General features: G+C 63.3%; 24 protein-coding genes and 1 pseudogene. 18 read left to right on the top strand and 7 right to left on the bottom strand.

Going from position 1 to position 24,709, the window contains the following annotated elements:
* Positions 1-7: 7 nt before the first annotated feature.
* Both corC and lnt read left to right on the top strand, forming a co-directional pair.
* On the top strand, positions 8-889 hold the full coding sequence (corC, locus tag AB5Y53_RS16500; RefSeq protein WP_368182587.1) for a CNNM family magnesium/cobalt transport protein CorC: 882 nt from the start codon (positions 8-10) through the stop codon (positions 887-889).
* Positions 890-1,069: 180 nt separating this feature from the next.
* Entirely contained in the window at positions 1,070-2,599 is a 1,530-nt protein-coding gene (lnt, locus tag AB5Y53_RS16495) for an apolipoprotein N-acyltransferase (RefSeq protein WP_042014505.1), read from the top strand.
* Between the two features lie 85 nt (positions 2,600-2,684).
* Here the strand turns inward: lnt and AB5Y53_RS16490 are convergent, their stop codons facing one another.
* Positions 2,685-3,173 (bottom strand): zinc ribbon-containing protein, encoded by a 489-nt coding sequence (locus tag AB5Y53_RS16490; RefSeq protein ID WP_041215952.1) that lies wholly within the window; start codon positions 3,171-3,173, stop codon positions 2,685-2,687.
* Positions 3,174-3,422: 249 nt separating this feature from the next.
* Between AB5Y53_RS16490 and leuS the strand changes: the two genes are divergently transcribed.
* From leuS to AB5Y53_RS16410, 16 genes and pseudogenes are all read left to right on the top strand, one after another.
* Positions 3,423-5,999, top strand: coding sequence for a leucine--tRNA ligase (gene leuS / locus AB5Y53_RS16485; protein WP_368182586.1), 2,577 nt, complete (start codon positions 3,423-3,425; stop codon positions 5,997-5,999).
* 112 nt (positions 6,000-6,111) lie between these two features.
* The gene (gene lptE, locus AB5Y53_RS16480; protein WP_043153202.1) at positions 6,112-6,594 is read left to right on the top strand and encodes an LPS assembly lipoprotein LptE; all 483 of its coding nucleotides are present in this window, start codon (positions 6,112-6,114) and stop codon (positions 6,592-6,594) included.
* Positions 6,595-6,621: 27 nt separating this feature from the next.
* Positions 6,622-6,729 (top strand): annotated as a pseudogene (locus AB5Y53_RS16475) (DNA polymerase III subunit delta); the annotation flags it as partial.
* A 35-nt stretch (positions 6,730-6,764) separates the two neighbouring features.
* On the top strand, positions 6,765-7,799 hold the full coding sequence (gene holA, locus AB5Y53_RS16470) for a DNA polymerase III subunit delta (RefSeq protein WP_039041105.1): 1,035 nt from the start codon (positions 6,765-6,767) through the stop codon (positions 7,797-7,799).
* A complete protein-coding gene (nadD, locus tag AB5Y53_RS16465; RefSeq protein ID WP_104455452.1) occupies positions 7,793-8,446 on the top strand; it encodes a nicotinate-nucleotide adenylyltransferase in 654 nt (217 codons plus the stop codon). The genes holA and nadD overlap by 7 nt, the downstream gene beginning before the upstream one ends.
* Positions 8,447-8,658: 212 nt before the next feature.
* Positions 8,659-9,000, top strand: coding sequence for a ribosome silencing factor (gene rsfS / locus AB5Y53_RS16460; RefSeq protein ID WP_010673762.1), 342 nt, complete (start codon positions 8,659-8,661; stop codon positions 8,998-9,000).
* Positions 9,001-9,021: 21 nt separating this feature from the next.
* The gene (gene rlmH / locus AB5Y53_RS16455) at positions 9,022-9,489 is read left to right on the top strand and encodes a 23S rRNA (pseudouridine(1915)-N(3))-methyltransferase RlmH (protein ID WP_005298242.1); all 468 of its coding nucleotides are present in this window, start codon (positions 9,022-9,024) and stop codon (positions 9,487-9,489) included.
* Between the two features lie 64 nt (positions 9,490-9,553).
* A complete protein-coding gene (gene mrdA, locus AB5Y53_RS16450; protein WP_010673761.1) occupies positions 9,554-11,467 on the top strand; it encodes a penicillin-binding protein 2 in 1,914 nt (637 codons plus the stop codon).
* Positions 11,464-12,567 (top strand): rod shape-determining protein RodA, encoded by a 1,104-nt coding sequence (rodA, locus tag AB5Y53_RS16445; RefSeq protein WP_010673760.1) that lies wholly within the window; start codon positions 11,464-11,466, stop codon positions 12,565-12,567. The genes mrdA and rodA overlap by 4 nt, the downstream gene beginning before the upstream one ends.
* Positions 12,567-13,565, top strand: coding sequence for a lytic murein transglycosylase B (mltB, locus tag AB5Y53_RS16440; RefSeq protein WP_368182584.1), 999 nt, complete (start codon positions 12,567-12,569; stop codon positions 13,563-13,565). Before rodA ends, mltB begins: the two co-directional genes overlap by 1 nt.
* Entirely contained in the window at positions 13,507-14,430 is a 924-nt protein-coding gene (locus tag AB5Y53_RS16435; RefSeq protein WP_368182582.1) for a septal ring lytic transglycosylase RlpA family protein, read from the top strand. The genes mltB and AB5Y53_RS16435 overlap by 59 nt, the downstream gene beginning before the upstream one ends.
* A 165-nt stretch (positions 14,431-14,595) precedes the next feature.
* Entirely contained in the window at positions 14,596-15,825 is a 1,230-nt protein-coding gene (locus tag AB5Y53_RS16430) for a D-alanyl-D-alanine carboxypeptidase family protein (protein WP_010673757.1), read from the top strand.
* A gap of 279 nt (positions 15,826-16,104) precedes the next feature.
* A complete protein-coding gene (gene ybeD / locus AB5Y53_RS16425; protein WP_010673756.1) occupies positions 16,105-16,368 on the top strand; it encodes a DUF493 family protein YbeD in 264 nt (87 codons plus the stop codon).
* Positions 16,369-16,461: 93 nt separating this feature from the next.
* Positions 16,462-17,154 carry a lipoyl(octanoyl) transferase LipB gene (lipB, locus tag AB5Y53_RS16420; protein ID WP_010673755.1) on the top strand — a complete coding sequence of 231 codons (693 nt, stop codon included), beginning with the start codon at positions 16,462-16,464 and terminating at the stop codon, positions 17,152-17,154.
* A gap of 85 nt (positions 17,155-17,239) precedes the next feature.
* Entirely contained in the window at positions 17,240-18,205 is a 966-nt protein-coding gene (gene lipA / locus AB5Y53_RS16415) for a lipoyl synthase (RefSeq protein ID WP_039041111.1), read from the top strand.
* Positions 18,206-18,351: 146 nt separating this feature from the next.
* Positions 18,352-18,840, top strand: a complete 489-nt coding sequence (locus AB5Y53_RS16410) for a GNAT family N-acetyltransferase (RefSeq protein WP_368182581.1) — start codon at positions 18,352-18,354, stop codon at positions 18,838-18,840.
* 33 nt (positions 18,841-18,873) lie between these two features.
* Here the strand turns inward: AB5Y53_RS16410 and nqrE are convergent, their stop codons facing one another.
* The 6 genes from nqrE to AB5Y53_RS16380 all read right to left on the bottom strand — a co-directional run bounded on the left by nqrE (position 18,874) and on the right by AB5Y53_RS16380 (position 24,552).
* Positions 18,874-19,473 carry an NADH:ubiquinone reductase (Na(+)-transporting) subunit E gene (nqrE, locus tag AB5Y53_RS16405; RefSeq protein ID WP_010673752.1) on the bottom strand — a complete coding sequence of 200 codons (600 nt, stop codon included), beginning with the start codon at positions 19,471-19,473 and terminating at the stop codon, positions 18,874-18,876.
* A gap of 202 nt (positions 19,474-19,675) precedes the next feature.
* Positions 19,676-19,969, bottom strand: a complete 294-nt coding sequence (locus AB5Y53_RS16400) for a hypothetical protein (protein ID WP_113977477.1) — start codon at positions 19,967-19,969, stop codon at positions 19,676-19,678.
* 306 nt (positions 19,970-20,275) lie between these two features.
* Positions 20,276-20,779 carry a GNAT family N-acetyltransferase gene (locus AB5Y53_RS16395; protein WP_368182579.1) on the bottom strand — a complete coding sequence of 168 codons (504 nt, stop codon included), beginning with the start codon at positions 20,777-20,779 and terminating at the stop codon, positions 20,276-20,278.
* Positions 20,780-20,818: 39 nt separating this feature from the next.
* Positions 20,819-22,000, bottom strand: a complete 1,182-nt coding sequence (locus tag AB5Y53_RS16390; RefSeq protein ID WP_368182578.1) for a MerR family transcriptional regulator — start codon at positions 21,998-22,000, stop codon at positions 20,819-20,821.
* A gap of 151 nt (positions 22,001-22,151) precedes the next feature.
* Positions 22,152-23,882 carry a single-stranded-DNA-specific exonuclease RecJ gene (gene recJ, locus AB5Y53_RS16385; protein WP_368182577.1) on the bottom strand — a complete coding sequence of 577 codons (1,731 nt, stop codon included), beginning with the start codon at positions 23,880-23,882 and terminating at the stop codon, positions 22,152-22,154.
* A complete protein-coding gene (locus AB5Y53_RS16380; protein ID WP_039041117.1) occupies positions 23,848-24,552 on the bottom strand; it encodes a disulfide isomerase DsbC N-terminal domain-containing protein in 705 nt (234 codons plus the stop codon). The genes recJ and AB5Y53_RS16380 overlap by 35 nt, the downstream gene beginning before the upstream one ends.
* Between the last annotated feature and the right edge of the window lie 157 nt (positions 24,553-24,709).

The following is a 24,709-nucleotide window of genomic DNA, read 5'->3' as shown; positions in this document are numbered from 1 at the left end:
AGAGAAAATGACCGACGATCACCCTAGTACCGGCTCGCCGAAGAAAACCTGGCTCGACAAACTCAGCCAACTCTTCCAGGGCGAGCCAAAAGACCGCAATGATCTGGTAGAGGTCATCGCCGATGCCGAAGAGCGGGACCTCATCGATCAGGACACCAAGGACATGATCGAGGGCGTGCTCGAAATTGCCGAGCTGCGCGTGCGTGACATCATGATCCCCCGCTCCCAGATGGTGACCATCGAGAAGTCCCAGCCGGTGGACGAGTTCCTGCCGGTCATCATCGAATCCGGCCACTCCCGCTTCCCGGTGATCAACGAAGACAAGGATCACGTGGAGGGCATCTTGCTCGCCAAGGATCTGTTGCCGTTCGGTTTTGGCGGCCAGCATGCCAGCGAGCCGCTCCATCTGGAGAAGATCCTGCGTCCCACGGTGATCGTGCCCGAGAGCAAGCGGGTCGATCGCCTGCTCAAGGAGTTCCGGGAAGAGCGCTACCACATGGCCATCGTGGTGGACGAATTTGGCGGTGTCTCTGGCCTCGTGACCATCGAGGACATTCTGGAGCTCATCGTCGGCGAGATTGACGACGAGTTCGACGACATCGAGGACGAGCCGGAAGAGATCCGCCGCATCAGCAAGCGGGTCTTCTCGGTGAGCGCGCTGACCGAGATCGAGGACTTCAACGACTTCTTCGGCACCCAATTCAGCGATGAAGAGGTGGACACCGTCGGTGGTCTGGTGATGCACGCCTTCAGCCACCTGCCCAAGAAGGGTGAAGAGATCGAACTCGACGGCTACCTGTTCAAGGTGATGCACGCCGATCGCCGTCGCCTGCAACAGTTGCAGGTGAAGATCCCCGAGCATCATGCGGCGGCGCAGCCGGAGTCCTGATCCCGCCCAGCACCACGCACATCCCGCGCCCCTCTCGTCAGGGGCGCTTTTTTTGCCTCTCTCCCGCCGCGCGACCGCCCCTGGACCCACGCCGACCGCGAGGCTCGCCGTTGACCCGGTTTGCGGTTAAGATGTCGGCCATTGTGTTTCCATTCAGTCCAATTCGAGCCCCGATCCCCCGTGAAATCGAAACTCCTGACCAGCCTGTTTGCCATTGCCAGCGGCGCCATCGCCGTGTTGGCCTTCTCCCCTTTCGGCTACTGGCCCCTGGTGATCCCCTCCCTGCTCGGCCTTTACGCCCTGCTGGACAAGGCCACCCCCAAACAGGCAGCCTGGCGCGGCTTCGGCTACGCCATGGGTCTGTTCCTGCCCGGGCAGTGGTGGATCCACGTCAGCATGACGGAGTTTGGCGGCATTCCGCTGCCGGCCGCCTTCGTGCTGCTGGCCGGGCTCTGCGCCTATCTCTCCCTCTACCCGACCCTGGCTTGCTGGCTCTTCGCCCGCTTCTTTGCCGGCCGCCACTGGAGCCGCTGGCTGCTCGCCTTCCCGGCGCTCTGGCTGATGGCCGACTGGCTGCGGGGCTGGGTGATGACCGGCTACCCCTGGCTCTGGTTCGGCTACACCCAGATAGACGGCCCCCTCAAGGGCTTCGCTCCCCTTCTCGGGGTGCAGGGCATCACCCTCGCCCTGCTGCTCACCGCCTCCGCCCTCTGGCTGGTATGGCAGCACCGCAAGCCGGCCTGGCTGCTGCTCCCCGTCGCCCTGGTGGGCGCCGCCCAGGGGCTGATGCAGCTCAACTGGGTGACCCGGGGTGAGCCGGTCAAGGTCGCGCTGGTGCAGGGCAACATCGAGCAGTCCCTCAAGTGGGATCCGGAGGCCCTGGTGCCGACCGTGCGCAAGTATCAGGATCTCAGCCGCGAGAACCAGGATGCCGACATCATCGTCTGGCCGGAGTCCGCCATCCCGGCCATTGAGAAGGAGATGGGTACCTATCTGGAGAGCCTGGACAAGGCGATGAAGGTGAACGACACCGGCCTGCTGGCGGGGATCATCCATTACGATCTGAAACAGCAGCGCTTCTTCAATACCGTGCTCGGCATGGGGGTGCAGGATGCTGAGGGCAAGGAGTCCTACTACTACGAGCACAAGAACCGCTACTACAAGTACCACCTGCTGCCCATCGGCGAGTTCGTGCCCTTTGAAGATCTGCTGCGTCCCATCGCCCCCTTCTTCAACCTGCCCATGTCCTCCTTCAGCCGGGGTGACGAGGTGCAGCCGAACCTGATCGCCAAGGGGCTCAAGTTTGCAGCCGCCATCTGTTACGAGATCATCTTCCCGGACGAGGTGCGCCGCAACGTGCAGCCGGATACCGACTTTCTGCTGACCGTCTCCAACGACGCCTGGTTCGGCACCAGCATCGGCCCCTGGCAGCACATGGAGATCGCCCGCATGCGCGCCCTCGAGCTGGCCCGCCCGCTGCTGCGCGACACCAACACCGGCATCACCATCGTCACCGAGATAGACGGCAGCATCATCGCCCAGATCCCGCAGTTCGAGGCTGGAGTATTGCGTGCCGAGGTACGCCCCGCCCACGGCCAGACCCCCTATCTGCGTTTTGGCAGCTGGCCCATGTATGGCCTGGCCGCCGCCCTGCTGGGGCTGGCCCTGTGGCTGCGCCCCCGTGCCCACCCCTGGGCACGCAAGGGCTAAGACCACACAACGCCGATAAACAAAAGAGGCGCCCTTGGGCGCCTCTTTTTATGGTTTGGCTTATGGCTTGGCACAGTCTGGTGGCTCAAGGAGACAGCGGCTCGCGATGATACTCATCGGCCCCGCACTCGGGGCAGGTGCCAAGCTGCTCCGGGTGCAGCACGGTATGGCGCCACTCGCAGTGATCGCACACCAGCACCCCGAGTCCCACCCAGTCCCCCGCCCGGTAGACCCCCTTGTGTTCCAGCTCGTCCGCCAACTCCTGCCACTCCACCTGGGTGCGGTCGGTCACGTCTGCCAGCCAGGACCAGGCGGTGTCCTTGAGCGCCAGCATGAAGGCCGACTCCTCCACCTGCTCATCCTTGCGCCCTTCGTCATAGTTGCCCAGATCCCGCTTCACATACTCGGCGATCAGCGCCAGCTCGTCCTGGGTCAGATCCCCGGCCGCCTCCAGATATGCCTGCACCTTGGCGATCATCCGGTTGAGGCGCTCTCCCTGAAACGCTTCCGTCTCTTCCCACTGCTTCTTGAGCTGGGCGATAAAGGCTTCATACCCTTGTCGACGTTTGTCCATGGCCATCACTCCTCTGCTGAATCCCGATCGAGCCAGACCCTGACCGCGGGCTCGGCGGATACGGGCGGCGGTTGCCATTCTCACTTCGTTGCGACTCTCGCGGCTCTTGCGGCGCTAAATCCTCGCGGGTACCGGACCTGGCCCGAGACCGGGCGGATGCTGGCGGTTGTTGCCGCCGCAGGATATGGGTATTCTATCGGGATTTCCCAGCCGTTTTATCTATTCATTTCACAGATCCGGATGTCACCAATGCAAGAGCAATACGTTCCCCAATCCATAGAACCAGCAGTGCAGAAGCACTGGGATGCCAAGAAAACCTTCAAGGCGGTGGAGAAAGTAGACAAGGAAAAGTTCTACTGCCTCTCCATGTTCCCCTATCCGTCTGGTCGTCTACACATGGGGCACGTTCGCAACTACACCATAGGTGATGTGATCTCCCGTTATCAACGGCTCAATGGCAAGAACGTGCTGCAACCCATCGGTTGGGACGCCTTCGGCCTGCCGGCAGAAAACGCCGCCATCAAGAACAACACGGCGCCGGCGCCCTGGACTTACGAAAACATCGAATACATGAAGAACCAGCTGAAGATGCTGGGTCTGGGTTATGACTGGGATCGGGAGCTGGCCACCTGCAAGCCGGACTACTATCGCTGGGAGCAGTGGTTCTTCACCAAGCTCTACGAGAAGGGTTTGGTCTACAAGAAGACCTCCTCCGTCAACTGGTGCCCGAACGACATGACGGTGCTGGCCAACGAGCAGGTAGTGGACAACTGCTGCTGGCGCTGTGACACCCCGGTGGAGCAGAAAGAGATCCCCCAGTGGTTCATCAAGATCACCGACTACGCCGAAGAGCTGTTGAACGACATCGACAATCTGGAAGGCTGGCCGGAAATGGTCAAGACCATGCAGCGCAACTGGATTGGCCGCTCCGAAGGGGTCAACATCAGCTTCAATATCGACGGTCAGGCCGAGCACCTCGAGGTCTACACCACCCGTCCGGACACCTTCATGGGTGTGACCTATGTGGGCATCGCCGCCGGTCACCCGCTGGCGCTGCAAGCAGCCCAGAACAATCCGGAGCTGGCCGCCTTCATCGAAGAGTGCAAGAACACCAAGGTGGCCGAAGCTGAACTGGCCACCATGGAGAAGAAGGGCATGGCCACCGGTCTCTACGCCATTCACCCGCTGGATGGCCGCAAGGTGCCGGTCTGGGTCGCCAACTTCGTGCTGATGAACTATGGCACCGGCGCCGTGATGGCAGTACCGGGTCACGACCTGCGTGACCACGAATTCGCCACCAAGTACGGCCTCGAGATCAAGGCGGTGATCAAGCCGGTTGATGGCGACGTCGACGTGAGCGAAGCGGCTTATACCGAGAAGGGCGTGCTGTTCAACTCCGGCGAGTTCGACGGTCTCGACTTCCAGGGTGCCTTCGATGCCATCGCCAACAAGCTGGAAGGGCTCGGCAAGGGCAAACGCACCGTCAACTACCGTCTGCGCGACTGGGGGGTTTCCCGTCAGCGCTACTGGGGCGCCCCCATCCCGATGCTGACCCTGGCGGACGGTACCGTGGTGCCGACCCCGGAAGATCAACTGCCGGTACTGCTGCCGGAAGACGTGGTGATGGACGGTATCCAGAGCCCCATCAAGGCCGATGCCGAGTGGGCCAAGACCACCTACAACGGCCAGGAAGCGTTCCGCGAGACCGATACCTTCGACACCTTCATGGAGTCTTCCTGGTACTACGCCCGCTACTGCTCCCCGGACTACGACAAGGGCATGCTGGATCCGGCGGCTGCCAACCACTGGCTGCCGGTGGATCAATACATCGGCGGCATCGAGCACGCCTGTATGCACCTGCTCTATGCCCGCTTCTTCCACAAGCTGCTGCGTGATGCGGGCCTGGTGAACAGCGACGAGCCGTTCAAGCGCCTGCTCTGCCAGGGCATGGTGCTGGCTGACGCCTTCTACTACAAGGATGAGAAGGGCGGCAACGTCTGGGTCAGCCCCCTCGACGTCAAGGTGGAACGTGACGACAAGGGTCGCATCACCAAGGCGGTCGACCTCGAAGGCCGTGAAGTGATGCACTCCGGCATGACCAAGATGTCCAAGTCCAAAAACAACGGCATCGACCCGCAGCTGATGGTGGAGCGTTACGGCGCCGATACCGTCCGTCTGTTCATGATGTTCGCCTCCCCGGCCGAGATGACCCTGGAATGGTCCGACTCCGGCGTGGAAGGTGCCCAGCGCTTCCTGCGTCGCCTGTGGCGCATCACCTTCGAGCACGTATCCGGTGGCGCCGTTGCCGCACTGGACGTCGCCGCCCTCACCAGCGACCAGAAAGCCGTGCGCCGCGAGCTGCACAAGACCATCGCCAAGGTGAGCGACGATGTGGGTCGCCGTCAGACCTTCAACACCGCCATCGCTGCCATCATGGAGCTGATGAACAACCTGGCCAAACTGGGCAGCGACGCTCAGGATCGCGCCCTGATGCAGGAAGCGCTGGAAGCGGTCGTGGTCATGCTCTACCCCATCACCCCGCACATCGGCTTCGAGCTGTGGAAGATGCTGGGCAAGGAAGGGGACATCGATGTCGCGGCCTGGCCGGTGGCTGATGAAGCGGCCATGGTCGAGACCGAGAAGCTGGTGGTGGTGCAGATCAACGGCAAGATGCGCGGCAAACTGACCGTGCCGGCCGAGATAAGCCAGGCCGACGTCGAGAAGCTGGCCATGGCCGATGCGTCCGTACAGAAGTTCACCGACGGTCTGACCGTGCGCAAAGTCGTGTACGTGCCGGGCAAGCTGCTCAACATCGTGGCCAACTGATGACGCCTCCCCTGGCGGCGGCCGACGGTCTGGGCCAGGGGCTGACGACACACGGATGATGACGGCGGGCCCTGCGCCCGCCGCTCTTCCCTTCATGCAAAGAGGATTTTTTATGGGCACCATCTTCACGCGCTGGATGGCCATCGTGCTGGCAGGACTGCTGCTGCAGGCCTGCGGTTTTCAGATGCGGGGCACCGCCATTCCCCCCGAGCTGATGACCATGAAAGTGGTCGGTGACAACAAGAGCGACTTCTACCGACTGGTCACCACCCGTCTCAAGGCCGCTGGCGTCGAACTCGCCGACAAGGAGGGCATCCCGGTGCTGACCCTGGCCGGGGTTCGTAGCCGCAGCCAGGTCGCCTCCGTCGACTCCATCGGCCAGGACCGCGAATACCTGCTCAGTTACAGCACCCAGTTCACCGTGGTCATGCCGGGCAAACCGACCCAGGTCTTCCCCATCACCTTCAACCGCAGCTTCCTGAACAAGCCGGATGCGGCACTCGCCTCCTCCCGCGAGCAGGAGCAGCTGGGCAAGGAGATGCAGGAGCAGGCCGCCAACCTGGTTATTCGCCAGCTCAGTCAGGTCAAGTTCTGATGCGCGTATCTTGATGAGAGGGTGTTGATGAGAGTCTATCCCGAGCAGTTTGCGGATCACCTCAAGGCAGGGTTCAAGCCCTGCTATCTCATTTTTGGGGACGATCTCCTGTTCAAAAATGAGCAAGCCATCGACCGTGCATCCTTCCCCCTCAACCAGGCCAGGTTCTGATGCGGATTTACCCTGAACAACTCGCGGATCATCTCAAGGCAGGGCTCAAGCCCTGCTATCTCATTTTTGGGGACGAGCCCCTGCTCAAGCTGGAAGCCGTCGACGCCGTGCGTCAGGTGGCACGCAAACAGGGCTTCGATGAGCGCCACAGCTTCGTGGTGGAACAGGGGCTGGACTGGAACCAGGTCTACGATGCCTGCCAGGCCATGAGCCTGTTCTCGGCCCGCCAGATCATCGAGCTGGAGCTGCCCGCCAAGATCGACAAGGATCTCGCCGCCCGCATCAGCGACATTGGCAAGCAGCTCCACCCCGACCTGCTGCTGGTGCTCTCGGGCCCCCGCCTCAACCAGACCCAGATGAAGGCGGCCTGGTTCGACAAGCTGAGCCAGAGCGGCACCTATGTGCCGGTCAACCACCCCGAACCCCGCTTCTTCCCGCGCTGGATGAGCGCCCGCTTTCAGCGCTTCGGCCTCAAGGCGCTGCCGGATGCGGTCAACTTCATGTGCCACGCCTACGAGGGCAACCTGCTGGCCGCGAGCCAAGAGATCGAGAAGCTGACCCTGCTCTCGCCGCCCCAGCCCATCAGCGTCGCCTATCTGCAGGAGACCATCATCCGCCACGCCCACTTCACCCCCTTCCAGCTCGTCGATACCCTGCTGGAAGGAAAGGTGAACCGGGCCCAGCGCATCCTGCTGGCCCTGCGCGCCGAGGGCACCGAACCCGGCATGCTGGCTTGGACCCTGTGCCGCGAACTGGAGCAGCTCACCGAGCTGGCGCTGGCCGCCCGCGCCGGACAGCCCCTGGTGGAGCATTTCAGCCGCCTGCGCATCTGGCAGAGTCGCCAGCAGCTCATCCAGCAGGCGCTGACCCGGCTTCCCTTCCCCAAGATCCGGCAGCTCTGGCAACTGATGGCCCAGCTGGACCATGCCCAGCGCCATTTCGACACCGAGCAGGCCTGGCTGATGCTGCAAACCATCGCCCTCGGCTTTCGTGACGGTACCCCGCTCCCCCTGCTGGAGACGGAATCATGCTGACACCGCCCATCGGGATCCTCGGCGGCACCTTCGATCCCATTCACATCGGCCACCTGAGGCCCGCCATCGAGGCCCGGGACGCCCTGGGTCTGGCCGAGGTGCGCCTGCTCCCGAACCATATCCCGCCCCACCGGGCCAATCCGCTCTGTTCCAGCGAGCAGCGTCTCGCCATGGTCGCGCTGGCTGCGGCGGACAACCCGGGATTCGTGGTGGATGAGCGGGAGCTCAGGCGCGACACTCCCTCCTGGACCATCGACACCCTTGTCGAATTGAGGAGCGAGCTGCCGGACACCCCGCTCTGCTTTTTGATGGGGATGGATTCCCTGCTCGGCCTGCCGGGCTGGCACCGCTGGCAGGAGTTGCTCGATTACGCCCATCTAGTGGTGAGCTGCCGCCCAGGCTGGCAACCGGATTATCCCGTCCAGGTTGCCGAGCTGCTGGCCCGCCACCAGACCCGGGACATTCAGGATCTCCATCGCCAGCGCCACGGTCATGTCTGGCTTTGTGACAATCTGCCGGTCGAGCTGTCGGCCACACGCCTGCGTGCCCTGCTCGCGGCAGGCCAGGATCCCAAATACCTGCTGCCCAACCCGGTCGCCGACTATATCCGGCGCCACGGGCTCTACCGCTCATCGGCAACGCAGTAAACGGCGCCACGCAGGCGGGTCAGCCGACACGTCCGGGCGCACCGGGCCCGGCCCTGACTATTGCCAGGCCGGGTTGCACACTATAGTGATCGTCAAGGGGCCCCTCCCCCACGGGACGGCTCCCCCGGCGACACTCCCTTTGCCAGGCTGGGAAACGGGAGTGACCATGATATAATCCGCCGCCCTCTGGCGCCGGAAGATAGGAGAAGACATTGCAAGGCCAAGAATTGCTCGCCTTTATCGTCGACAAGATCGATGACATGAAAGGCCGCGACATCATCACCCTCGATGTGCGCGGCAAATCCAGCATCACGGACACCATGATCATCTGCTCCGGCAACTCCAATCGTCACGTCAGTGCCATCGCCCACAACCTCGCCAGCGAGGCCCGTCATGCGGGGCTCGACCTGCTGAGCGTGGAAGGGGAACTCACCGGTGAGTGGGTGCTGGTGGACATGGGGTCGGTCATCGTCCACGTGATGCAGGATGAGTACCGCGACTTCTACCAGCTGGAAAAACTCTGGAGCGGCGCCGCCCAGGTCAATTCGCAATAAAGGGCGACAGCGTAACCAAAGATGAAGATCCAGTTGATTGCCGTGGGCACCAAGATGCCTGCCTGGGTAGAGCATGGCTTCGAAGAGTACCGTCGCCGCTTCCCCAAAGACATGCCGTTCGAGCTGGTCGAGATCGGCGCAGGCAAGCGCGGCAAGAATGCCGACATTCCCCGCATCCTGCAAAAGGAAGGGGAAGCCATGCTGGCCGCCGCCGGCCGCTCCCGCATCGTGACCCTGGACATTCCGGGCAAGCCCTGGACCACGGAGCAGCTCGCCGTGCAACTGGAAGCCTGGAAGCTGGATGGCCGGGACGTGGCGCTGCTGGTGGGTGGCCCGGAGGGGCTTTCCCCCGAGTGCAAGGCTGCCGCGGAACAGAGCTGGTCGCTCTCGCCCCTGACCCTGCCCCATCCCCTGGTGCGGGTACTGGTGGCCGAGAGCCTCTATCGCGCCTGGAGCATCACCACCAATCACCCTTATCACAGAGAGTGACCCATGCCGACCCTGAGCATGCATTTCTCCTCTCTCACCCGCACGTCAGCCACAAGGTAACGGCATGCTGAAGAATCGCATTGAAATGCGCGATCACAGTGCCGAGGGACGTCTGTTCTTCCGGCGCACCCTGGTCGCCTACATCGGCATGGTCACCCTCATGCTGGTGCTGCTGGCTAACCTCTACTACCTGCAAGTAGAGTCTTACGAAACTTATCAGACCCGATCCAACGACAACCGCATCCGTGTGGTACCGGTGGCGCCGCCCCGTGGCCTCATCTACGACGCCAACGGTGTCCTGCTGGCGGAAAACCGCCCTGTCTACAGCCTGGAGATCGTGCCCGAAGAGACCGAGAACCTGGAGAAGACCGCGGACGACCTCATCACCCTGCTGGCCCTGCCGGAGGGGACCAAGGAGAAGTTCCTGGCCGAGGTCAAACGTCAGCGCCGCTTCAAGCCCGTGCCCCTGTTCGAGAAGCTGACCGAATACCAGGTCGCCCTCTTCTCGGTCAACCAGCACAACTACCCGGGGGCCAGCATCGAGGCCTACCTCAAGCGCTACTACCCGTTCGGCGATACCCTGACCCATGCCCTGGGCTACGTGGCCAAGATCAACACCCGTGACGTGGAGCGCCTCGAGAAGGAGGAGAAGCTCGCCAACTATGCCGCCACCAAGGACATCGGCAAACAGGGGGTGGAGAAGTACTACGAGGATCAGCTGCACGGCGTGGCGGGTTATCAGGAGGTCGAGGTGAACAACCGCGGCCGGGTAGTGCGCACCCTGAAATTCCAGCCCCCCGAGCCCGGCAAGGACATCTACCTCAACATCGACATCCGCCTGCAGTTGAAAGCCCAGGAGCTGCTGGCCGGCCGCCGGGGCGCCATCGTGATGATGGAGCCCAACACCGGCGCCATCCTGGCCATGGAGTCGAGCCCGAGCTACGACCCCAACCTGTTCGTGACCGGCATCTCCAGCGCCAACTACTCGGCGCTGCTCAACGATCCCGCCCGGCCGCTGGTCAACCGCACCACCCAGGGCATCTATGCCCCCGCCTCCACCGTCAAGCCCATGATGGCGGTGATGGGGCTCAACGAGGGGGCGATCACCCCCAATTACCGCTACTTCGGCGGGCCCAGCTTCTCCATCCCGGGCACCACCAAGAAGTTCCGGGACTGGCGCCGCTGGGGCCACGGCTGGCTCGACGTCTATCGTGCCATCGAAGTATCGGCGGATACCTATTTCTACGATCTCGCCTACCGGGTCGGCATCGACAAGATCAACAGCTACATGACCAAGTTCGGCTTCGGCCAGTACAGCGGCGTGGACCTCTATGAAGAGACCCGGGGCGTCATGCCCTCCCGGGACTGGAAGATGGCCCGCTGGCGTCAACCCTGGTACCAGGGGGACACCATCTCCATCGGCATCGGCCAGGGCTACTGGAGCGCCACCCCGATCCAGCTCGCCAAGGCCATCAGCATCCTGACCCAGAACGGTCACGACGTGACGCCGCACCTGCTCAAGAGCACCGCCTCCTCCGATGGCGTGGTCAACGCCCCCATCAACCCGAACGTGGCCATCGCCGCCAAGAGCGATACCTACTGGCAGGTGGCCAAGGACGGCATGTGGCGCGTCATCAACGGCCACGAAGGGACGGGGCGCCGCGCCTTCGCCAATACCCCCTACAAGGCGGCGGGCAAGTCCGGCACCGCCCAGGTGGTGGGCCTGAAAGAGAACCAGGTCTACAACGCGGCCACCACCAAGGTGGAGCACCGCGACAACGCCCTGTTCGTCGCCTTCGCCCCCTTCGAGGCACCCAAGGCGGTGGTCGCCCTGGTGCTGGAGAACGCCGGGGGCGGCAGCGCCATGGCGGCACCGGTCGCCCGCCACATGCTGGATGCCTATCTGCTGCCGCCGGAACCCCAGTTGCCACCGGCACCGGAAAAGCCGTCCCAACCGAGTGAGGTCGTTTCCCAATGAGTAATTCTGCCCGCCAGCAGAGCATCTGGTACAAGCTGCACATCGACCTGCCGCTGCTGCTCGGCCTGCTGACCCTGATGGCCCTCTCCATGGTGGTGCTCTACTCCGCCTCGGGCCAGGATCTCGACTCCATCGTGCGCCAGCTGGTGCGCGGCGCCCTGGCCTTCGGTCTGATGATCGGCATGGCACAGCTGCCGCCCTCCCTCTATGCCCGCTGGTCGGTGCCCCTGTTTGCGGTGGTGGTGCTGCTGCTCATCGCGGTGGACGTGTTCGGCCATATCGGAAAGGGGGCCCAGCGCTGGCTCGATCTCGGCTTCATGAAGTTCCAGCCCTCCGAGGTGATGAAACTCTCCATGCCCATCATGGTGGCCGCCTGGCTCAGCCGGCACTCCCTGCCGCCAAAGTTCAGCCATGTGATGATCGCCCTGGTGATGGTGCTGCTGCCCACCCTGCTGATCGCGGCCCAACCCGATCTCGGCACCTCCATCCTGGTGGCCGCTTCCGGCTTCTTCGTCATCTTCCTGGCGGGGATCAGCTGGTGGCTCATCGGGCTCGCGGTCTTGCTCATCTGCGCCTTCATGCCGGTACTCTGGTTCTTCCTGATGCACGACTACCAGCGCCAGCGGGTGCTGATGCTGCTGGACCCGGAGAAGGACCCGCTCGGTCGCGGCTATCACATCATCCAGTCCAAGATTGCGATCGGCTCCGGCGGCGTGTTCGGCAAGGGGTGGCTGCAAGGCACCCAGTCCCAGCTCGAATTCCTGCCAGAGCGCCACACCGACTTCATTTTCGCCGTATTCAGCGAGGAGTTCGGTCTGGTGGGAGTGGCCCTCTTGCTGGTCATCTACCTCTACATCATCAGCCGCTGCCTGTTTATCTCCATGCAGGCCCAGAACAGCTTCGAACGCCTGCTGGGGGGCGCCCTGACCCTGACCTTCTTCGTCTATGTGTTCGTCAACATGGGCATGGTAAGCGGCATCCTGCCGGTGGTAGGGGTGCCCCTGCCACTGGTGAGCTACGGCGGCACCTCCATGGTGACCTTGATGGCGGGCTTCGGCGTTCTGATGTCCATCCAGACCCACAGGCGGCTGCTCGCCTGATGCGGCTCGGCTGGCTGGCTCTATCTCTGTGCACCCTGACGGCGGGTGCTGCCGTCTCGCCGGCCCGGCTCAGCCTGCTGGCCGAGCAGCAGCAGGTGCCGCTGGCAGAATTGCAGGCCGCCGCCGCCCAGGCCAGCCTGCGCCAGGAGGTGCTGGACACCATCCGCCGCCCCTGGGAAGCCAAGCCCTGGCACCGCTACCGGCCGCTGTTCGTCACCCCGGAGCGCATCCGGGACGGAGTGGGATTCTGGCAGCGCCATGCCGCCACCCTGGCACGGGCCGAGCAGACCTACCAGGTCCCCGCCTCCCTCATCGTCGCCATCATCGGCATCGAGACCTTTTACGGTCGACAGATGGGCCGCCATCCGGTGCTCGACAGCCTTTACACCCTGGGATTCCACTACCCCGAACGGGCGGATTTCTTCGCCAAGGAGTTTGCCCAGCTGGTGCTGCTTGCCCGGGAAGAGAAGTGGCCGCTCACCGCCCTCAAGGGCTCCTATGCCGGCGCCATGGGCATGGGCCAGTTCATGCCCTCCAGCTACCGCCACTACGCGGTCGACTTCGACGGAGACGGCAAGCGGGATCTCTTCGCCAACCCGGCAGATGCCATCGGCAGCGTGGCCAACTACTTCGCCCTGCACCACTGGCGCTGGGGCGAGCCGGTGGTGGAGCCCGCCTTGATCGGATTGGCGCCAGTAGGTACCCTGCTTGCACCCGAGCCCGAGCTCAGACACCGCTGGGCAGAGCTGGCCGCTGCGGGCATTGAAGTCGCCACACCGCCGTCACCCGAGACGCCGGTAAAACTGCTGGCGATGGAGCAGGCCGAAGGACCGGAATACTGGGTCGCGCGCCACAATTTTTACGTGATCACCCGCTACAATCGCAGCCCTCTCTATGCGATGGCGGTGCATCAACTCAGTCAAGCAATCCAGGACGCTTATGCATTACAGCCACAAACTTCTTCCCCTCAGCCTGACCTTGTTGCTGGCCGCCTGTAGCAGCCAACCCGAACCCCAGCCGCTGCCGCCAGAGCCCGTCCCCCAGGAGAAGCCCCAGGTCATCGAAATCCCCCAGGCGACCGGCGCCATTCCCCGCCCCGAACCCATGAGCGAGAGCGGCAACCGGGACTACTGGATCGGCAAGCAGAAGTTTGAGGTGTGGCGCGACATCAAGCACTACAGCGAGGAAGGCACTGCCAGCTGGCTCTCCCGGGATCTGGACGGCAACAAGACTGCCAACGGCGACGTGCAGGACAGCACCCTGTTCAGCGCCGCCCACCGCAACCTGCCCCTGCCAAGCTACGTGCGGGTCACCAATCTGGACAACGGTCTGGAGACCATAGTTCGCGTCAATGATCGCGGCCCCTTCGGCAGCGATCGCCTCATCGATCTCTCCCACGCCGCCGCCGCGCAGCTGGAGATGGTGGAAGGGGGTGAGGCCCGGGTGCGCCTCGAACTCATCACCGATCAGCCGGATCAGATGGTGGAGATGGTCCCCATGACCCCGATGACGCCCATGGAGCCTGCGGCGCCAGCCGTCAATTCCTTCGTCAACGAGGCGCCGGCCCCCACGGCACCGGCCAAGGCCGCGCCTGCTCCTGCCACCACGGCGACCACCACCGTCTCCCCTCCCAAGGCCGGTGCGACCCAGGGCAAGATGATCCAGGTGCTTGCCAGCGGCTCGCAGGCGCGGGCCGAGGCCATGGGCAAGGTGATGACCCAGCGCTATGGCGTGCCGTACCAGGTGGTGGCGCACGGCGCCGTCTTCCGCGTCCTGCTCGGACCCGTGGCCAGCGACAAGCAGGCCCCCCTGCTCGAGCAGATCCGCCAGGGTGGGTTGGAGCAGGCCTTCATCGTGCCCTGATGCCCGCCCCGACCTCGCGCCGGGATACGACGCGAGGTCGGGGGCCATCCCATAAAATCCCGTCCAGGTCGCATCTCGGACTATGACCGACACGCACATCTGGTATAGTGGGGCCCGCTTTTTTTCAACTTGGGTACATCCCATCCAGGCACCAGGAATTTCAAGATGTCCAAATTTGCCCGCTCCGTTATTCTGGCCTCCCTGTTAAGCGCCACCGCTCAGGCCAACCAGCCTGTTCCGACCCCGGATTCGGCCCTGCCGAGTGCCCAGCCGGTCCCCACTTTGAACAGCGCCCCCATGGTGGTGCCTGCCGCGCCCGAGATCTCCGCCAAGGCCCACATTCTGATCGACTACTTCTCCGGCCAGGTGCTGGCCGAGCAGAACGCCGACGAGCGTCTGCCCCCCGCCAGCCTGACCAAGATGATGACCTCCTACATCGTCGGCGACGAGCTGCACAAGGGGAACATCAAGGGCACCGACATGGTGACCATCAGCCAGAACGCCTGGTCCAAGAACTACTCCGACTCCTCCAAGATGTTCATCGAGGTGGGCAAGCAGGTCTCCGTCGATGATCTGAACAAGGGCATCATCATCCAGTCCGGCAACGACGCCTGCGTCGCCATGGCCGAGCACCTGGCAGGCAGCACCGACTCCTTCGCCAGCCTGATGAACGCCTGGGCCGCCAAGCTCGGCATGAAGGACTCCCAGTTCAAGAACCCCCACGGCCTGGATGAAGAGGGCCACTACAGTACCGCCCGCGACATGGCCCGCCTGGGTCAGGCCCTGATCCACGATCAGCCGGAGGAGTACAAGATCTACTCCCAGAAGTCCTTCGTGTTCAACGGCATCACCCAGCACAACCGCAACCGCCTGCTGTGGGACCAATCCCTGCAGGTTGACGGCATCAAGACAGGTCACGTCAGCCAGGTCGGCTACAACCTGGTCTCTTCCGCCACCAACAACGAAGGCATGCGCCTGATCGCCGTGGTCATGGGGGCCAACAGCGAGGCCTCCCGCGCCGCCGAGAGCAAGAAGCTGCTCACCTACGGCTTCCGCTTCTTCCAGAGCCTGACCCCCTACAAGGCGGGCACCGAACTGGTCACCCAGAAGATCTGGATGGGCGACAAGCCGGAAGTGAAGCTGGGGGTCGACAAGGACGTCTCCGTGCTGGTCACCCGTGGCCAGGGCAACAACCTCAAGGCGGACTTCCAGCTGGAGAGCGAGCTGAAGGCGCCCCTGGCCAAGGGCCAGCGCGTCGGTACCGTGTACCTCAAGCAAGGGGACAAGGAGATCAAGCAGGTTCCCCTGGTTGCCCTGGAAGAGGTGCAGGAAGGTGGCCTGATGAGCCGCCTGTGGGATTACCTGGTCATGCTGGTCTCCAGCTGGTTCAAGTAACAGACCCTTCCTCAAGCAGCGGCGCCAACAGGCGCCGCTGCTGTCTTTTGCGGTCTGTCCAGTCAATAACCCTGTAATCTGCAGGTTCCGCCGACTGACGATTTGTGGTAAAAAGCAGCATTTCCACGTCTTGCCGCACCGCCGGGTCTTGATCCCGAGGCGGCTCATGCCCATATAGACTGGGAACTGTCCCCTGGGGGCAGATGAGGGGACCGTTTCGGCGGCCCTCAAAGACGTAAAGATGACGTCGCTTCCCGGCGACCCAGAAAGGTGAAGTAGATGAATACCAAGTTTGATGAACTGCTGGAGTTCCCCTGCAAGTTCCCGTTCAAGGTGCTTGGCGTGGCCGATCCCGCCCTGCCCGACATGGTGGTGGAAGTGCTGCAGCAACATGCTCCCGGCACCTACAGCCCGACCGTTCAACCTAGCTCCAAGGGCAACTATCACTCGGTACGGGTGACGGTCACCGCCCAGAGCAAGGAACACATCGAGGCCATGTATACCGCCCTTGGCAAGATCGAGCTGGTTCGTTACGTCCTGTAAGTTGCCTCTCTCGCCCCGCCACCGGGGCGACTGATTATTTGCCGCCCGGTCGCAGCGGCGACCGTACCGACACCGCGCCGCCAGTGAGGAAAGATGTCACTCGAAACGCCCGCCGAGCCACAACCGTCAGCCGGCCAACTGCTCGTCAGACAGCTGGGCCGTCGCCCCTACCAGCCGGTGTGGGACGCCATGAAGGCGTTCACCGACAATCGCACCCCCGACACCCCGGACGAGTTCTGGGTGGTGGAGCATGACCCCGTCTACACCCAGGGTCAGGCCGGCAAGGCCGAACACCTGCTCGCCCCGGGCAACATCCCGGTGGTGCAGAGTGATCGCGGCGGCCAGGTGACCTATCACGGCCCGGGCCAGCTGGTGCTCTACGTGCTGGTGGATGTGCGCCGCAGCAAGCTCTCTGTACGGGAGCTGGTGACCTGCCTCGAAACCGCCATCATCAACACGCTCGCCAAAAGCAATATCGAGGCCTACGCCAAGGCCGATGCCCCGGGCGTCTACGTGAAGAGCGATCTGGGCATGGAGGCCAAGCTGGCGTCCCTGGGCTTGCGCATTCGCAAGGGGTGCTCGTTCCACGGGTTGGCCCTCAACGTCAACATGGACATGACCCCCTTCCTGCGCATCAATCCGTGCGGCTATGCGGGTATGGCCATGACCCAGACCAGCGCCCTGGGCGGCCCGCAGAGCGTCGCCGAGGCACAGTCCCTGCTGGTGACGGAGCTGGCCCGCCTGATTGGCTACCAAGAGATCACGAATACCGAAGAGGCGGCATGAGCAACCCCATGCCCCGTGGTCACGAGGGAGCCGCGAGGCCCCTGGTGACCGTCAACCAGACAATAACAAACACCGAGAGTGAATCATGAGCAAACCCGTTCGTATGGAGCCGGGCGTCAAGCTGCGCGATGGCGACAAGATGGCCCTGATCCCGGTGAAATTCATGCCGGATCCCAACGAGGAAGTGCTGCGCAAGCCGGAGTGGATGCGGATCAAGCTGCCGCCGTCGAGCCAGAAGATCGAGCACATCAAGAGCACCCTGCGCAAAAACAAGCTGCACTCTGTGTGTGAAGAGGCTTCCTGCCCCAACCTGGCGGAGTGCTTCAACCACGGCACCGCGACCTTCATGATCATGGGCGCCATCTGTACCCGCCGATGCCCCTTCTGCGACGTGGCCCACGGCCGTCCGTTGCCGCTGGATCCGGAGGAGCCGAAGAAGCTGGCACTCACCATCAAGGAGATGAACCTCAAGTACGTGGTGATCACCTCGGTGGACCGCGACGATCTGCGGGACGGCGGTGCCCAGCACTTCGCTGACTGCATCCGCGAGATCCGCGAGCACAGCCCCCAGACCCGCATCGAGATCCTGACCCCGGACTTCCGTGGCCGGATGGAGCAGGCGCTGGAGGTGTTCCGCGAGACCCCGCCTGACGTCTTCAACCACAACCTGGAAACCGCCCCGCGCATGTACCGGGTTGCCCGTCCGGGCGCCGACTACAAGTGGTCCCTGGAGCTGCTGCGCCGCATCAAGGAGATGCACCCCCACGTGCCGACCAAGTCCGGTCTGATGATGGGCCTTGGCGAGACCAACGAGGAGATCGTCGAGGTGCTCAAGGATCTGCGCGAGCACGGCGTCAACATGCTGACCCTGGGCCAGTATCTGCAACCGAGCCGCCACCACCTGCCGGTGAAGCGTTATGTGCCGCCCGCAGAGTTCGACGAACTCAAGGATGTGGCCATGGATCTCGGCTTCAGCCACGCCGCCTGCGGTCCCTTCGTGCGTTCCTCCTACCACGCAGACCTGCAAGCCAAGGGGGAAGAGGTCAAATAAGCCTCTTTTCCTGCTGGCAGAAAAAAGAGCGCCTCTGGGCGCTCTTTTTTTTATCGCCGTCACCTCGCAGGCAGCGGTTGTCCCTTTGTGATTGGCGCCGTTCTGGCGTAACGTGGCCACTCCTCTTCTCTGGAGTGCTGTGCCGGATGCCGACTCTCACCGTTCGCCTGATCCCCCTGCGTGACGCAGACTTTCACGCCTATCGCGACTACTTCATCGAGGATTACGCCCAGGATCTTGCCAGCAACCACGGGATGGCGCTGCCTGACGCCCACCGTCAGGCCGACGCCTCGTTGCAGCAGCTCCTGCCACTGGGTGTCGCCACCCCGGGTCATCACCTGCTCGCCATGGTACCTGAAGCCTCGAACACGCCGGGCGAGCCTCTGGGCTATCTCTGGCACGCCATCGACGCCGCCGCCGGCACCACCTTCATCTACGACTTCTATGTGACACCGCCCCATCGTGGTCGCGGCCTCGGCAAGGCAGCCATGGCCGCCCTGGAGGCGCAGCTCGCCCCCCTAGGCATCCACCAGATCAAGCTGAGGGTGGCCCATGACAACCCGAGGGCACTGGCGCTCTATCAGGCGCTGGGCTTCACCATCACGGGCTACAACATGGCAAAGCGTCTGGATTGAGCACCTTCATTGGGCCACCACCCGGCCCATGGCTCAGAGCGAGATGCCGGAAAAAGACATGAAGCCGAGGGACATCAGCCCCGCCACGATGAAGGTAATGCCGATACCCCGCAGCCCCTCGGGCACATCCGAATACTTCATCTTCTGGCGCAATCCCGCAATGGCGACGATGGCCAGCAGCCAGCCCAGCCCTGAGCCCGCCCCGTAGACCACGGATTCGATGAAGTCGTAATCCCGCTGGGCCATGAACATGACGCCGCCGAAGATGGCGCAATGCACCGTCAGCAGCGGCAGATAGATGCCGAGCGCGTGATGGAGCGCCGGGAAATGTTTGTCCAGCACCATCTCCATCACCTGCACCAAGGCCGCCAGCACCCCGATGTAGACGATGAAATCGAGAAAGCCCAGATCAAACTCCCCGAGGAAGGTACTCTCGGGACGCAGGATATGGCGGTAGATCAGGTTGTTGAGGGGGATGGCGATCACCATGACCACCAGCACCGTCATGCCCAAACCGAAGGCGGTGTTGATGTTTTTCGAGACGGCCAGGAAGGTGCACATGCCAAGGAAGAAGGCCAGCGCCAGGTTTTCCACAAAAATCGACTGGATGAAGAGATTGACGTAATAGTCCATGAATGAGTTCACCACTTGGTTGCAATAAGAGCACGTCCGCGCCCGGCCAACGGCCAGTCGCGAAGATGACGTCACGGATGACGTTTACAGAGAGAGCTGGCGCAGCACCCAGAATGACCACGGCAGCCGCCAGACTGCCGAGCAGCCCGGTCAGCGGTACTCAATGACGGGGATCAAACGGGCAGGCGCCCGGCTGGTGAACCTAGTCGCCCTGGCAGAAGCGATATTGCAGGTGGTGGCAGCGAAGCCGCCGTGTGTGCAGAGCGCCGAAGTAGTCGGGCCGCTGCCTGAGATAGATGAGAGGCAGGAAAAACAGCAGGCCGCAGAGCAGGCCGAGGATCTCGTGCTGGAACCAGGCCAGCAGCACCTCATAGAGCTCGGCTTGAGCGGCCCCTTCCAACCGTCGACCCTGCTCGAAGCTAAGCCGCCACTGGCCGCCCGGCGGCAGGCTGACGTTGTCGGCAAGCCCCGGGTTCGCTGGCTCATGGAACAGCATCGGCCGCTCCTGCCCTTGCGTCTCCATTCCCGGCGTTGCAACAACCCCTGCCGCCGCCGCAGCGGCAAGCCAGAGAAGGCAGGCGATGGCAAGCACCATCGGCCATGACGAGGGGCGGCGAGAGGATGACAAGGGGGCTGTCCGTCAAGAAAAATTACAGGTGGAATATATCACAATACCGTCACTTATTGCATTTTCCACCATGAGATATCAGAAAGGTTGATATTAAACACCGCCCCATTCCCTAAAACCGGCAAGGTTGCACCACCTTGAGAAAGCGACTTTCATCTTCCTCAAGGTGAGGGCTCACCCCTGCTCGAAGGCCGGGTGATAGCGCACTTCGCCACTGGGCATGGCAGCGCCGAACAAGCGGGCCATGAAGTACTCGGGCGGCACGCCGGGCAGCGTCAACCCCGGCTCGGGCACGAAACCGAAACGGCCGTAGAAGCCGGGATCCCCCAGCACCACGCAGCCAGCCGCCCCCATCCCCTTGAGCTCGGCCAGACCAGCCTCCATCAGCCGTGACCCCAGCCCCCTGCCGTGCAGCTCGGGAGAGACCGAAATGGGACCAAGACCATACCAGTGCGGGCTGCCATCGCTGATGGTCACCGGCGAGAAGCAGAGGTGGCCGACCACTTGCCCCGCCAGCTCCGCCACCAGCGACAGGCTGAGTGCCCCGGCCTGACGCAGGTCACGCACGATCAACTGCTCGTTGTGATCGGTATGGGGGGCATTGAGGAACGCGGCCACGGTCAGCGCTTCAATGGCGTCGTGATCGGCGCCTGCTTCGGGCCGAATGATGATGTTCATAGGTTTTCTCCGTTTGTTATCTTGCAATGGATGGCCTGATCAGACTGCCTGCAGGCAGCAGATCACATAGCCATAGCTGCCCAGGTATTGGCGGTGGATGGCCACTTCCCGGCTCAAGTCCTGCCAGGCTGGGCTATCCCCCAGCTCGGCACTGTGGCGCGCCAGATTGCGCTCGATGGGATCCAGATAGTTGTCCCAGGCCCTTTGCGGCAACGGGGTGTGCCACAGGCAGCGATAACCCGCCTCCTTCACCGCTTTGAGCAGGCCCGCCAGGGTCTGCATGGCGGGATAATCCCGCTGCCAGAACGCCAGCGCCTCCTCTGGGGGCGTGTCCGTCAGCCACACCAGGTCGCTCAGCACGATGCAGGCATCAGGGCCGGCAAGGAGCGCCCGCCAGGCTTTGAGCGCATTGGCCACCCCTATGGTGTAGGCGCTCCCCTCGGCCCAGATGAGATCGGCGGGGGCCAGGTCCGCCGGCAGCGCCGCCATGTTGGCGCACAGGGTAGTGACCTGACTCAGCCCCGCCGCACTGGCCGATCTCGCCACGGCGGCCAGCGCCTCCTCGTCCAGATCGATGGCCACTATGGTGGCGTCCGTCACCTGTGCCAGCGCCAGGGTGGCGGCGCCGCGCCCACAGCCCATGTCGAGGATCCGGCGAGGCTGGCTGGGCAGCGCGGCAAATTGCTGCTGGGTGAAGAGGATATCGCCCGGCCCCCAATAGCTCATGCCATCCAGCAGCAGCTTGAAATCCCGGATGTAACGTTCATGTTCATTCATGTCTTTGCTGAGCCACTGCAGGTGGTAACGCTCTTTTTCACTGAATCCCTGCTTCATCACCCAGGCAAAGTAAGCCTGCGGGGCTTGATGCTGCAGTTGCTGCTGCCAGGCCTTGAACTCGTCGCCGGAGTGCGCACGCAAACCGGCGAGATCCGCCAGCAGATCCCGGGCGCGTTGCATCCGCGCCAGCTCTTCATCCAGCTCCCTGACCCGGGCTTCCAGTGTCGCCTGCTCCAGCTCGCCCGCCAGACAGGCGAGGCACTGCTTGAGGCTGAGCCCGCCGGCCTGCAGGGCCTGTACCATCCGCAGCCGCTGCAGATCGTCATCGTCGTAGTGGCGATAGCCGTTGGTGCCCCTCGTGCCCGCAATCACCCCCAGTTTCTCGTAATAGAGCAGGGTGGAGCGGGCCAGGCCGCAGCGCCGGGCCAGTTCGGATATTTTCATGACAACCACTCGCTGAGGGGTCTGTGACCCGATGAAGGGAAGCTTAAACTGTGAAGCAATAGACGGGTCAACGACAACATCCGGGTTCACACCATAAAAAAACGGCCACCCTGAGGTGGCCGTCATCGGCAGCAAGAGAGACTCGCGGGAATCAGAGGCCGGCGGCTTCCAGATGCTCCACCAGCAGCTGCACGCTGCGGTTGCCGCGCCACTCGTTGACGTCGAGCCGGTAGACCAGCCGCACCCGCTTCACCGAGGCATCGGGCCAGCGCTGCAAGTCGACGCCAAAGGCGATGGCATCCACCGCGTGGCCGGAATCCGTGGTCAGCATCATCTTGAGGTGCTTCTCCCCCACCAGCCGCTGCTGCACCAGCACGAATTCCCCGTCAAACAGCGGCTCGGGAAAGGCCTGACCCCAGGGGCCGGAGGCGCGAATAAGCTCCGCCAGCTCGAGGGTGAGCTCGTCGGGCAGCAGCTCGCCATCGGTGAGCAGCACCCCGGTCAAGAGCTCAGGGGTCACCAGCTCGCCGATGACCGCCTCGAAGGCCCGGCCGAAGGCCTCGATATTGGCCTTGGGCAGGGTCAACCCGGCCGCCATGGCGTGGCCGCCAAACTTGCCCATCAAGCCGGGGTGGCGGGTATCGAGCAGTTCCAGCGCATCGCGCAGGTGCACCCCCGGGATGGAGCGCCCGGAGCCCTTGAGCTCGGTCTCGCTGCTCTCGGCAAAGGCGATGACCGGGCGGTAGTACTTCTCCTTCACCTTGGAGGCCACCAGCCCCACCACCCCCTGATGCCACTCGTTCCGGTGCAGCACGATGCCGGAGGGCACCTCGCCGTCACGAAAACGGATCTGCTCCAAAGTGGCGAGCGCCTCCTGCTGCATCCCCTGCTCGATCTCCTTGCGCTCCTGGTTGAGGCTGTCCATTTCGGAGGCGAACTGGCGCGCCAGGTTGATGTCGTCACAGAGCAGACAGGCGACCCCGAGGGACATGTCATCGAGCCGGCCCACCGCGTTGAGGCGCGGCCCCAGCGCAAAGCCGAGATCGGCAGCGCACAGGCGACGACCGTCGCGGCCCGACACATCCACCAGCGCCTGGATGCCGGGGCGACAACGGCCGGCCCGGATCCGCTGCAACCCCTGATGAACCAGGATGCGGTTGTTGCCATCCAGCGCTACCACGTCGGCCACGGTGCCGAGGGCCACCAGATCCAGGTAATCCGCCACGTTGGGGGCGCGCAGCCCCTGGCGCTCATACCAGCCGCTCTGGCGCAGATGGGTGCTGAGGGCCGCCATCAGATAGAAGGCGACCCCGACCCCGGCCAGGGACTTGGAGGGGAAGTCGCAGCCATGCTGGTTGGGGTTCACTATCGCGTCGGCGTCAGGCAGCTCCTGGCCCGGCAAATGGTGATCGGTAACCAGTACCTGCATGCCGGCCGCCTTGGCCGCCGCCACCCCGGCGATGCTGGAGATGCCGTTGTCCACCGTGATCAGGAACTCGGCGCCGCGGGCCACCGCCAGCTCGACGATCTCCGGGGTGAGGCCATAACCGAACTCGAATCGGTTGGGCACCAGAAAATCGATGTGGTGCCCCCCCATGGCGCGCAAAGCCAGCACGCACAGGGCCGAACTGGTGGCGCCGTCGCAGTCGAAGTCACCGACGATGAGAATGCGTTTTTGCGCCGTCAGCGCCTCGGCCAGCAGCGGCACCGCCTGCGCCATGCCGAACAGACGCTGGGGCGGCAGCAGCTGGTTGGCGCTGCGCTCCAGCAGGGCAGGGTCTTCGACCCCGCGACTGGCGAAGATCTGGCGAAGCAGCGGGTGCAGGGTGGCGGGCAGATGGGAATCATCAACTCGCGGACGACGACGGATTTGCAGGGGCATTGATGTGATCCAGTATCTTGAGCAGTTGTTCGGGGCTCTGGTAACCGCGCACCAGGTCGCCATTGGGCAGGACCCAGCTCGGTGACGCCTTGATCCCGAGCCATTGGCTCAGGCCGATATGATGGGCAAGGATCGCATTACAGCCGCTCTCAGGCAAACGATCGCTGAAGTTGAGTTCGCGCAGCAGACCGGGATCGCACCAGCTAGCCTGATCCGAGGCGGCGACAGGCGCAGGCAGCAGTTGCACGCTCACGCCCCTCGCCTGCAAGCGGGGCAACTCCTCCAGCGCGATGCGGCAAGGACCGCAGGCGAGATCGGTAAACAGGGTGAGGCGGTGGCGTTCAGGGGTGGCCTTGAGCCAGAGCCGGGCCTCCCCTATCTGGGAGAGCGCCAGCCTGCGTTGCTGCTGCTGGCTGAGCCGGGTGAGGTTTCTCATGTCGTGGGCCAGATCCAGCATGGAGCCCTGCAGCACATAGTCTCCCCTGGCATCGCTGTAGAGCAGTCCCTGGGCCGTGCCCAGCAGATAGAGGCCCGGCATGGGGGTCTCGTCCACCAGGTAGACCTGCACACCGAGGCGCTGCTCTATAGTCTGTTTCAACACATGGGGGTCCATCCCCGCGCTGGCCGCAAAAGCGCACAGCAGCATCATTCCCAGCAGTAAATATCGCATCAGCTCATTCACTTGGCATGATTGAAGGGTCTCATAAGGTAACCCAGACAATTCCCTCTCCCAAAGACCTTAATTAGTGATCGATTAATAACGTCCGCAAGAAAAAATCACGGGATGACAGGTTGCCAATCGGGCTTGAGCCCCGCAAGCTAATCAG

This window comes from Aeromonas sp. R7-5 (assembly GCF_040908015.1).
In the GTDB taxonomy this organism is placed as follows: domain Bacteria; phylum Pseudomonadota; class Gammaproteobacteria; order Enterobacterales; family Aeromonadaceae; genus Aeromonas; species Aeromonas caviae.
The sequence above is the reverse complement of the archived record's forward strand: the minus strand, read 5'-3'. Positions and strand labels throughout refer to the sequence as shown.

Bases quoted from the DNA above. Each gene is read 5' to 3' on its own strand.
- rlmH (WP_005298242.1), top strand. From the start codon at position 9,022: ATGAAGATCCAGTTGATTGCCGTGGGCACCAAGATGCCTGCCTGGGTA.
- rodA (WP_010673760.1), top strand. From the start codon at position 11,464: ATGAGTAATTCTGCCCGCCAGCAGAGCATCTGGTACAAGCTGCACATC.
- nqrE (WP_010673752.1), bottom strand. From the start codon at position 19,473: ATGGACTATTACGTCAATCTCTTCATCCAGTCGATTTTTGTGGAAAAC.
- lipA (WP_039041111.1), top strand. From the start codon at position 17,240: ATGAGCAAACCCGTTCGTATGGAGCCGGGCGTCAAGCTGCGCGATGGC.
- AB5Y53_RS16490 (WP_041215952.1), bottom strand. From the start codon at position 3,173: ATGGACAAACGTCGACAAGGGTATGAAGCCTTTATCGCCCAGCTCAAG.
- lipB (WP_010673755.1), top strand. From the start codon at position 16,462: ATGTCACTCGAAACGCCCGCCGAGCCACAACCGTCAGCCGGCCAACTG.
- AB5Y53_RS16380 (WP_039041117.1), bottom strand. From the start codon at position 24,552: ATGCGATATTTACTGCTGGGAATGATGCTGCTGTGCGCTTTTGCGGCC.
- ybeD (WP_010673756.1), top strand. From the start codon at position 16,105: ATGAATACCAAGTTTGATGAACTGCTGGAGTTCCCCTGCAAGTTCCCG.
- recJ (WP_368182577.1), bottom strand. From the start codon at position 23,882: ATGCCCCTGCAAATCCGTCGTCGTCCGCGAGTTGATGATTCCCATCTG.
- AB5Y53_RS16430 (WP_010673757.1), top strand. From the start codon at position 14,596: ATGTCCAAATTTGCCCGCTCCGTTATTCTGGCCTCCCTGTTAAGCGCC.
- holA (WP_039041105.1), top strand. From the start codon at position 6,765: ATGCGGATTTACCCTGAACAACTCGCGGATCATCTCAAGGCAGGGCTC.
- leuS (WP_368182586.1), top strand. From the start codon at position 3,423: ATGCAAGAGCAATACGTTCCCCAATCCATAGAACCAGCAGTGCAGAAG.
- AB5Y53_RS16400 (WP_113977477.1), bottom strand. From the start codon at position 19,969: ATGCTGTTCCATGAGCCAGCGAACCCGGGGCTTGCCGACAACGTCAGC.
- AB5Y53_RS16395 (WP_368182579.1), bottom strand. From the start codon at position 20,779: ATGAACATCATCATTCGGCCCGAAGCAGGCGCCGATCACGACGCCATT.
- mrdA (WP_010673761.1), top strand. From the start codon at position 9,554: ATGCTGAAGAATCGCATTGAAATGCGCGATCACAGTGCCGAGGGACGT.
- AB5Y53_RS16435 (WP_368182582.1), top strand. From the start codon at position 13,507: ATGCATTACAGCCACAAACTTCTTCCCCTCAGCCTGACCTTGTTGCTG.
- AB5Y53_RS16410 (WP_368182581.1), top strand. From the start codon at position 18,352: ATGCCGACTCTCACCGTTCGCCTGATCCCCCTGCGTGACGCAGACTTT.
- AB5Y53_RS16390 (WP_368182578.1), bottom strand. From the start codon at position 22,000: ATGAAAATATCCGAACTGGCCCGGCGCTGCGGCCTGGCCCGCTCCACC.
- mltB (WP_368182584.1), top strand. From the start codon at position 12,567: ATGCGGCTCGGCTGGCTGGCTCTATCTCTGTGCACCCTGACGGCGGGT.
- corC (WP_368182587.1), top strand. From the start codon at position 8: ATGACCGACGATCACCCTAGTACCGGCTCGCCGAAGAAAACCTGGCTC.
- lptE (WP_043153202.1), top strand. From the start codon at position 6,112: ATGGGCACCATCTTCACGCGCTGGATGGCCATCGTGCTGGCAGGACTG.
- nadD (WP_104455452.1), top strand. From the start codon at position 7,793: ATGCTGACACCGCCCATCGGGATCCTCGGCGGCACCTTCGATCCCATT.